The sequence below is a fragment of the Chloroflexus sp. MS-G genome, from assembly GCF_000735195.1.
Classification (GTDB): domain Bacteria; phylum Chloroflexota; class Chloroflexia; order Chloroflexales; family Chloroflexaceae; genus Chloroflexus.
In genome coordinates, this window is the sequence record NZ_JPIM01000149.1 from 1 (window position 1) to 8613 (window position 8613).

8 protein-coding genes and 1 pseudogene are annotated in these 8613 nt (G+C 55.1%); 3 read left to right on the top strand and 6 right to left on the bottom strand.

What is annotated here, in order from left to right:
* Positions 1-107: 107 nt before the first annotated feature.
* On the bottom strand, positions 108-1634 hold the full coding sequence (locus JE47_RS0118325; RefSeq protein ID WP_035419917.1) for a putative hemolysin: 1527 nt from the start codon (positions 1632-1634) through the stop codon (positions 108-110).
* A gap of 36 nt (positions 1635-1670) precedes the next feature.
* Positions 1671-2249 (bottom strand): peroxidase-related enzyme, encoded by a 579-nt coding sequence (locus JE47_RS0118330; RefSeq protein ID WP_031461141.1) that lies wholly within the window; start codon positions 2247-2249, stop codon positions 1671-1673.
* 523 nt (positions 2250-2772) lie between these two features.
* On the opposite strand from JE47_RS0118330, the gene JE47_RS0118335 reads away from it, so the two are divergent.
* From JE47_RS0118335 to JE47_RS0118345, 3 genes are all read left to right on the top strand, one after another.
* The gene (locus JE47_RS0118335) at positions 2773-3801 is read left to right on the top strand and encodes a thiamine pyrophosphate-dependent dehydrogenase E1 component subunit alpha (protein WP_031461142.1); all 1029 of its coding nucleotides are present in this window, start codon (positions 2773-2775) and stop codon (positions 3799-3801) included.
* Positions 3802-3819: 18 nt separating this feature from the next.
* Complete coding sequence (locus tag JE47_RS0118340; RefSeq protein WP_031461143.1) at positions 3820-4803, top strand: alpha-ketoacid dehydrogenase subunit beta; 984 nt, start codon at positions 3820-3822, stop codon at positions 4801-4803.
* 99 nt (positions 4804-4902) lie between these two features.
* Positions 4903-6234: a dihydrolipoamide acetyltransferase family protein gene (locus JE47_RS0118345; protein ID WP_031461144.1), complete on the top strand. Its 1332-nt coding sequence runs from the start codon at positions 4903-4905 to the stop codon at positions 6232-6234.
* A gap of 107 nt (positions 6235-6341) precedes the next feature.
* Here JE47_RS0118345 and JE47_RS20735 read toward each other — a convergent pair.
* The 4 genes and pseudogenes from JE47_RS20735 to JE47_RS0118375 all read right to left on the bottom strand — a co-directional run.
* Positions 6342-7195 (bottom strand): annotated as a pseudogene (locus JE47_RS20735) (IS5 family transposase).
* Positions 7196-7240: 45 nt separating this feature from the next.
* Positions 7241-7597, bottom strand: coding sequence for an ATP-binding protein (locus JE47_RS0118360; RefSeq protein WP_031461147.1), 357 nt, complete (start codon positions 7595-7597; stop codon positions 7241-7243).
* A 157-nt stretch (positions 7598-7754) separates the two neighbouring features.
* Positions 7755-8180, bottom strand: coding sequence for a hypothetical protein (locus tag JE47_RS0118370; RefSeq protein WP_031461148.1), 426 nt, complete (start codon positions 8178-8180; stop codon positions 7755-7757).
* Between the two features lie 44 nt (positions 8181-8224).
* On the bottom strand, positions 8225-8613 hold a 389-nt coding region (locus JE47_RS0118375; protein ID WP_152556108.1), incomplete at its 5' end, for a tetratricopeptide repeat protein.

Genomic DNA, 8613 nt, shown 5'->3' on the forward strand with positions numbered 1-8613 from the left:
ATGCGGGCCGGGGGCCCGCGCTCGCAGGCGAGAGCCGCCATCAGTAAGGGGCAATGTAGTCATCGAATGCAATCTGAAGCTGAAAACTGCAAACCCGCTCACTCACCTTATCGTTGCCTCCACCAGGTAGCAGACTCAACAAACAGTGGTGTATCAGGCTGTAATTGAGCAGCGCGATCCAGATCGGATTCAATCTCAGGATCGGCAGAGTCTTTTAGAAAGCGCCCCCAGGCCCGAATGAAATAGATGGCAGCACGTTCAGGAACAACCGCCAGCGCACGCCCACTCTCTGATACCAGGTATTCACCCAGCGTTGTCTCCCATCCTTGCGCAACCGTCCCCACAATGAGTGGCGATTCAACGCTGAAGATGTCAGCCGGTGTATAGCTGCGCATCAGGGCTACTGCGCCATCGTAATCACCAAAAAACACGTGATTGATCAGCGGAAAAGCACTCTCGTCAATTGCTCTGAGGTGAGCATCGTGTATCTTCTGGATCAGGCGCTGATTCCAGCGCAGTGATCCACCAGTCGTTGGTGGATCACTATTACCAGCAGCATTTACCGCAGTATTAATTGCTGCCAGAGCATCTATCCAGAGATCGGCCTGAGTAAATGCCACAGCCTGTCGATTCTGATCGGCGAACGGAGCTGTTTGATATTCAGGCACTAATTCACTGATGGTTCGCTTGACCATCTGGTTCTTTTCCCAGCTATAGACTTGGTAAAAAGGATAGTAAACCCCACAGGCATAGCAAAAAACGTAGCGTTCTGACTGATCAAGCACCACTTCAGCAACACCATCGCCGTCGAGGTCGGCGATAGTACCTAACCCCGGACTCGACGAGAAGGCAACCAATTCCTGACGTAGCGTATTGTCGGCAAAGCTGAACAGATGGTAACTACCACTGTGCGCACCCAAGCCGCCCTCGATCTGTAGCCAGATTCGTTCAGGAGCAATGTTCACCTGTTGTACCACGCCAATAAAATCTGGTTCGAGTGTTTCCATACCTTCACCAGACTGCAACGACTGACGATCAAGTTGTTGCCAGCCGCCAACTGTGTACTCGTACACAGCAATAAAATGTGGCACTGATGGATCGAGGTCGAAATTTCGCATGCCGGTGCTGTGAACAACCCACAATTGGCGTTCCCCATCAGCAGTAAGTGGCTGGGCTGCGAAACCATCAAATGCGTTTGCCGGTAGATTTTCCCGTACCAGTGCAAAGAGTTCGGCGAATTTTGGCTCGATAGTGGTTGTTTCAGCAGCGCCTTCCGGTAAAGCGTATTGATCGCCAGGCCGACACTCACCCCGAAAGAAGGCCCATTCCTCACACAACGAACCGTCGTTAAACAGACACACACCGATCTGCCCACCATCGCTGGTCGTTTGAATTTCCAGCCGCCCTCCCTGTTCGCTGCAATAATTGGCAGCCGGATTAGCGAGACCAACGACAGGGGTAGCGGTCGGTGGTCGTGCCGGTTCAGGCTGCGGATCCGATGGACTGGAAGTTATTTCCGTCGGTTTCGCGATGGTTGCAGCGGGCGACGAAGGCGGTGCTATCGCACAACCTGCATTGACAAGGATCAGTCCTACCACAACGGCGGGAAGCAGGACACGAATGACAATAGCCATGAAAATTACCTTTATGCGAGCAGGCAGGAAACACGTTTAACGGCCCATCGTATAAAACTCATCGTTGGGACGGAGTGCACTCATATTGGCCAGCCGATTGCTCATTGCGAAGAAGGCTGCAATCGCACCTATTTCCCAGATGTCGTCCTGGGTCAGACCATGCTGGAACAGGGGTTGCCAATCTTCTTCACTAATTCGGGCCGAGTCGATCGCTACCTTCAAAGCGTAATCGAGAATGGCACGTTGGCGAGGGGTGATTTCGGCGCGTCGGTAGTTAGTCGCAATTTGATCGGCCAGTCGCGGATTTTTACTGCGAATGCGGAGAATTGCACCGTGGGCAATGACACAATACAAACAATCATTTGCCGCCGAGGTAGCAACAACGATCATCTCTTTCTCGGCCTTACTCAGATTAGAAGGACGTTCCATTAAGGCGTCGTGATAAGCAAAAAAGGCCCGAAACTCATCAGGCCTTTTCGCTAGTGCCAGAAAAACGTTGGGGATAAAACCACTCTTCTCAGCAACCTTCTCGATGCGTTCACGAATATCATCCGGCAGGTCTGCAATTCGGTCAGGTACCGGAAACCGGCTAATCGGGCGTTCGCTGATGTTCACGGCAGTACTCCTTACAGGGGAGAGATGATTCGGCTATCATTATATCACGGCGAAGATGAGGAGTGAGGAACGAGAGCACGAGGAAATCAATATGTTCGGTTGGTGGTTGTGTTCACCGATGAAGGTATCTCACACGCTCACACCAACTCTGTCTGTGTAAACCGTGTCAGGTCGTACACAACACAACGCGAAACGGAGATCTGCATTCACAGGTAATTGCGAGAGTCGCGACTCATCGGCAGTGGATGCACGCGGTTCGTCAGTGTCGCTCTACAGTGGTATCGTCCGATTATCAAAAGCGACTCGGAGCTGACCACTCTGAAACGACCTACCCCTGATAATCTCCGTTCGCACCAACCTCATTTTTCGGCTATACTATTCATGATTACCTGATTGACCGATCGCCGTCGATGGGGACGGAACGTAAGCGTCAGCCAGTGTGCGCATGCGTTACTACGTCCCGCTACGGCGAATCGTGGCGGGTCTTTGATATGCATAACATACGGAAAGGAAGGTAGTGCCGATGACCGTCTCGATCAAAGAAATCAGTGCCGATCCGGGATTTGGGCACGATCTACCGCCGCACACGCTCCGCGATATGCTGCGGTACATGATGTTGGCACGCGCACTTGACGAGCGTATGTGGGTACTCAATCGCGCAGGCAAAGCGCCGTTTGTGATTAGTTGTCAGGGACATGAAGCAGCCCAGGTTGGAGCCGCCTTTGCCTTAACGCGCGGAAAAGATTTTATCTTACCGTACTATCGCGGTCTGGCAATGGTGCTGGTGATGGGCATGACCCCTACTGAGGTGATGCTAGGCCTGTTTGCCCGCGCCACCGATCCTAGCTCTGGTGGCCGACAGATGCCAGCCCACTACGGTTGCCGGCGTTTGAAGATTGTCACTCAATCATCACCGGTCGGTACGCAAATTCCGCATGCTGCCGGAATCGGACTGGCCGAGAAGATTAAAGGTGGCGACGCGGTGGTATGGGTTTCCTTTGGCGAGGGTACAACCAGTCAGGGTGATTTCCACGAGGGAGTTAATCTGGCAGCCGTACACCGGCTGCCGGTCATTTTTCAATGTGAAAATAACGAATACGCGATCAGTGTTCATCAGCGTCAGCAGATGGCAATCGGGAGTGTCGCCGAACGCGCCGCAGCGTATGGGATTCCCGGCATAAGTGTTGATGGTACCGATGTGCTGGCGGTTTATGAAGTAACCCGTCGTGCCGTTGAGCGTGCCCGACGTGGTGATGGGCCAACGCTGATCGAAGCACGAGTAGTACGAATGACGGCACATTCAAGCGATGACAATGATCGCACCTATCGCCCACCACACGAAATCACTCTGGTTCGCCATCAAGACCCGATTGTGCGGTTCGTTGCGCAGTTGCGGGAACACGGCATCTTGAGCGAAGCCGAAGAGCAAGAGATGCGAGCCGAGATCAAGGCCATTGTTGATCGGGCAACTGAAGAGGCCGAACAGGCACCAATGCCCGAGCCAGAAACGCTCTACGATCATGTCTATGCACCACCACGCCAACGTCGTTAGTCTGCCAGGGAGGATGTTATGCCTGAGATGAATCTGCTCGAAGCTATTCGCCAGGGTCTAGATGAGGCAATGGCAGCCGATCCGCGCGTATTTATTTTTGGTGAAGATGTTGGCAAGCGTGGCGGTGTCTTCCGTGTCACAGAAGGTCTCTACGACAAGTATGGACCGATGCGCGTTATCGACTCGCCGTTGGCCGAGAGTGTGATCGTCGGCGCGTGTATCGGAGCCGCTATGAACGATATGCTGCCAATTGCCGAGATTCAATTTGCCGATTTTATTGCGCCAGCATTCAACCAGATCGTGCAAGAGGCAGCCCGTATTCACTATCGCTCAAACGGTGATTGGGAAGTGCCGCTGGTGATCCGTGTGCCTTACGGCGGCGGTATCCACGGCGCACTCTACCATAGTCAGAGTGTTGAAGCATTCTTTGCCCATGTCCCTGGTTTGAAAGTGGTTACTCCTTCAACCCCTTACGATGCCAAAGGGTTGCTGAAAAGTGCTATCGAGGACCCGAATCCGGTACTCTTTCTCGAACACAAGAAGACCTATCGCCTGATCAAAGGCTTTGTACCCGAAGAGGACTATCGGGTTCCCATTGGTCCCGCCGACATCAAACGCCCCGGTGAGGATATTTCTGTCTTTGCGTATGGCCTGATGTTGCACTACTGCCTGGAAGCTGCGCAAACACTAGCCGCGGAAGGAGTCAGTATTGAGGTAGTTGATCTGCGCACGTTGCGCCCACTCGATACCGAGACAATTCTCGCCAGTGTACGGCGTACCGGCAAGGTGTTGATCGTGCACGAAGATAATCTGTTTGGCGGGTTTGGCGGTGAAGTAGCGGCGATTATTGCCGAACATGCATTTGAGTATCTCGACGGGCCGATTGTTCGGATCGGCGGCCCGGATGTACCGGCAATGCCATTCGCCCATTCGCTGGAAGCGGCTTTTATGCCATCACCAGCTTCGATTGCCGCAGCAATGCGTCGCCTGGCAGCGTATTGATACGCTCAACCCAGCATGATCCGACGACAACGAAACAGGTCAGTGCGTGTTATCGTGCGTTCTCGATATACGTTGCGAACCATGTGGTAGGTGAGATACATGATTGAGATTAAAATGCCCCAACTCGGCGAAAGTGTGACTGAAGGTACGGTTGGCCGGTGGTTAAAACGCCCCGGTGATCCGGTCGCGAAGTACGAACCGCTGCTTGAAGTAGTCACCGACAAAGTTGACACAGAAGTTCCCGCCCCTGAAGCTGGTATTCTGCACGAGATTTTGGTGCCGGAAGGAGAAACGGTGCGGGTTGGTACCGTCATTGCCCGACTGACACCGGCAGGCGCCACAGGATCGGCTACTTCTGCAGCACCGGTAACGACCGTAGCAGCAACAGAATCGCGTGCTACAACGACCACGGTAACGGCAACCACGGCCCCACCAGCAACTGACGATGGACGAAATACCTATCTCTCGCCGGTGGTTGCCCGTTTACTGGCGGAACATCAACTTAATCCAGCGCAGATTCGCGGTACCGGTCAGGGTGGGCGGATTACCAAACAAGATGTGCTGCGCTTTTTGGCGGAGCGCGAAAAGCAACCCGCAACACCGGCAGCAACACCTGTGGTCCCTGCACCCGCCGCACCAACGCCTGCTCCAATACCTACACCTGCACCGGCACCTATGCCGGTAGCGCCTGTACCCACTCCACCACCGGTTACCGCGCCAACAACTTCTGAAATCCCTGCCGATGCCGAACTCGTGCCGTTAACACCAATGCGACGCAGCATTGCCGAACATATGGTGCGTTCAGTTCGGACCTCACCTCACGTCACTACCGTTATGGAGGTCGATCTAAGTCGGGTGATAGCGCATCGAGCAGCCCACCAGGAAGCATTCAGTCGCCAGGGTGTCCGTCTCACAATGACGCCGTACTTCATTATGGCTGCGATAGCCGGCTTGCAGGCTGTACCGGTCTTCAACGGTAGCTTCACCGACCAGGGCATTATCATTCACCGTCGCATAAACATTGGCGTCGCCGTGGCCTTGAACGAGGGCTTACTGGTACCGGTTATTCCTGATGCTGATGAAAAGAATCTGCTCGGCTTAGCCCGAGCCGTCAACGACCTGGCCGAGCGGGCACGTAGCAAACGTCTCCGCCCTGAAGAGACGCAAGGTGGCACCTTCACGATCACGAATCACGGCGTCACCGGGAGCCTCTTTGCAACACCGATTATCAATCAACCACAGGCTGGCATTCTCGGTATTGGGGCGGTTGTCAAGCGTCCGGTTGTGATCACCCAAAACGGTCTTGATGCCATTGCAATTCGCCCGCTCTGTTATCTCTCGTTCACTTTTGATCACCGGATTGCCGATGGCGCTACCGCCGACCAGTTCCTCTCTACGGTGAAAAAGCGGCTCGAACAGTGGGAAGGGTAATGTGACTGAGAGGGTCAACTTAATAGGTTGGCCCTCTGAACTATGACGACAGATTAGGATTAAGTTGAGGTAGAGGAACTCACCTACGTCAGGATACGGATTAGAGCCTATCCAAATAACCCTGCTGCCCGCAGAGCAATGAGGGCACAGGCAAAATGCAGAAAAGCAATATCGTTCTCGGCCTTCTTCTCCCAACGAATCAGGATGCGCCGGAGGCGGTTCAGCCAACTGTGGGTGCGCTCTCCTACCCACCGTCGGGCGCGCTTACCAGCCTCGCGGGCGATTGCTCTCGCCTCTTCCCCGCGTGAACGCATATGGGCAGGAAACCCAAACTCCAGCACAGTATCGCGCACTGCTTGCTAGTCATACCCTTTGTCCAGGCCCATGTGCTGAGGATGCTCCTCAGTCGGTTCTGGACGGGTTCCCACGATGTTTTCTATCGTTTCGCGCACCAGCTTCATAGCATGGCAATTCGCTCCGTCCACAGCCAGGCCAATGGGCCCACCATGCCCCTCGGTCAGAAGACTGCTTTTGGTGCCGTGCTTGCCCCGGTCTGTTGGATGTTTGCCCGTGTCTGCCCCTCCCAGCGGGGCTGTGGTGATGGCTCCGTCCATACTCAACCATTCCCAGTCTATCCCTTTCCACGCATCAAAGCGCTCCACTTCCACTTGCCAACGTTTCAAAAACACCCCCGCTTTTACCCATGCCTGGAAACGGTCGTGGGCAGTGGAACCAAATCGGTCACATCCAGGGCTTTCCACGGGCAGCCGGTGCGCAAGACGTAGAAAATGGCGTCGGCGCACGCTCGGTCTGACCGCCGCAGACGACCTCCACCCAGTGGGTGGGTATGCCGATGCTCCGGAAGCAGGGGTTGAAGCACCTCCCACAGTTCATCGGAAATGCGAAAGCCGGTAGTGGTGTTGTTGGTGGGTGTTCTGGTCCGAGTCCGTTTTTCGCTCATCGGTTCACCTCCTGTGCCCAATTATACCCGTTTTTCGGATAGGCTCTAAGTCTCGGCTATCGTTCTGTACAATTGGCGGATAGTGCGCCGTAGGAGTTTCCCGACATCATAACTGCGTGCCAGATTTAGAAACACCGGTATCAAAATACAAGGTGGCTCTTGCTCTGCCAGTTGCTTGTAAGCCCTGGCTAACGCATAGTTCACAAAAGAAGTCTTGCCCACACCGCGATAGCCTGTAACCAGATAGCTGCCCTGGATGTAGCAGATGCCAGTGATCAGTTTTTCCAACTGTGGCAACTTGCACGGTGTCATGACACGTTCAACGGCTTCACCACGCTCATAGCGCAGCCATTCTTCAAAAGTTAGAGGATCCAGGCACCAGCGTTTTAGCGTTATTGACATACTTATCCTCCCATCATTACATCCGAACACCCCTTTGCCATATGCTCTATTTTTGCAGCAGCGCGACGCTGCGCTTCCCTTTGGCGGTCACGTCCCCTTGTTGCGACTTTTCGGCCTGTTCCTGGTCCATACGGGTTGCTCCTGACGAAACGGGGCTTTAGCGTTTGACGTCGCCAGTGATGATCACGTTGCCGCTGGCGTTCCCGCCGATGGCGACAGAGCGATTGCCGCTGGCGATGACGGTCTGCCCAGCGGGGCCGGATTGCGGCAGCAGGCGGGCGAGTTCCTGGGCCAAGGAATCGTCTTCGGCGAGGAGTTTCTTCAGTTGCAGGCGCAGGGCGGCCAGGGCATCTTCGTCGTCGGGATGGGCGGCAGCGTCCTGGGCGGCTTCGAGCGCGGCGGGTCTGGCTTCCATCTTTGGGCGCAGTCTGTCCCACAGGGCTTTGACTTGCTCGAAGCCTTGTTCACCGGTCTTTTCGCCGAGTTTTTTGGCCGCTTCCTGCCCGGCAAGTTTGGCACCTTTGAGCAGGTAGGGCAGGAAGGGGGCGAGGAGTTGAACAAGTTGGGCGGGGAGTTGATCCATGGGAGGCCTCTTTCAGAAACTAGCGGAGGGGAAAAACATGCTTTTCAGGGCTGTTCTCTGGCTGACGATGAACCACAATGCCGGCGCAGGGCGGATTCGATTTTGCGACGGTCGCGTTCTTTGCGCGGGCGGAGTGAGCGGGCGCGCTCCAGGTGGCGGCAGGCTTCTTCGAGCTTTCCCTGCGGGATCAGGCAATTCACGGCAAAGTGATAGTGGGTGAGGGGGTCTTTCTCGTCGAAAGCCAGTGCCTGGCGGAAGGCGTCTTCGGCCTCAGGATAAGCCTCACGGTGGGCGAGGATACTGCCCAGGGCGGAAAGCAAGAGGGCGCGCCCGCGCCGTTCCTCAACCTGCTCCAGCCCGCGGCGCAAGAGGGCCTCGGCGGTCTCAGGCTGTCCCTGCTGCGCTTCCATGAGCGCCCAGGCCTGCCAGGCGG

Excerpts from the sequence above, each read along its gene's own strand:
- JE47_RS0118325 (WP_035419917.1), bottom strand. The coding sequence starts at position 1,634 with ATGGCTATTGTCATTCGTGTCCTGCTTCCCGCCGTTGTGGTAGGACTG.
- JE47_RS0118335 (WP_031461142.1), top strand. The coding sequence starts at position 2,773 with ATGACCGTCTCGATCAAAGAAATCAGTGCCGATCCGGGATTTGGGCAC.
- JE47_RS0118340 (WP_031461143.1), top strand. The coding sequence starts at position 3,820 with ATGCCTGAGATGAATCTGCTCGAAGCTATTCGCCAGGGTCTAGATGAG.
- JE47_RS0118345 (WP_031461144.1), top strand. The coding sequence starts at position 4,903 with ATGATTGAGATTAAAATGCCCCAACTCGGCGAAAGTGTGACTGAAGGT.
- JE47_RS0118360 (WP_031461147.1), bottom strand. The coding sequence starts at position 7,597 with ATGTCAATAACGCTAAAACGCTGGTGCCTGGATCCTCTAACTTTTGAA.
- JE47_RS0118370 (WP_031461148.1), bottom strand. The coding sequence starts at position 8,180 with ATGGATCAACTCCCCGCCCAACTTGTTCAACTCCTCGCCCCCTTCCTG.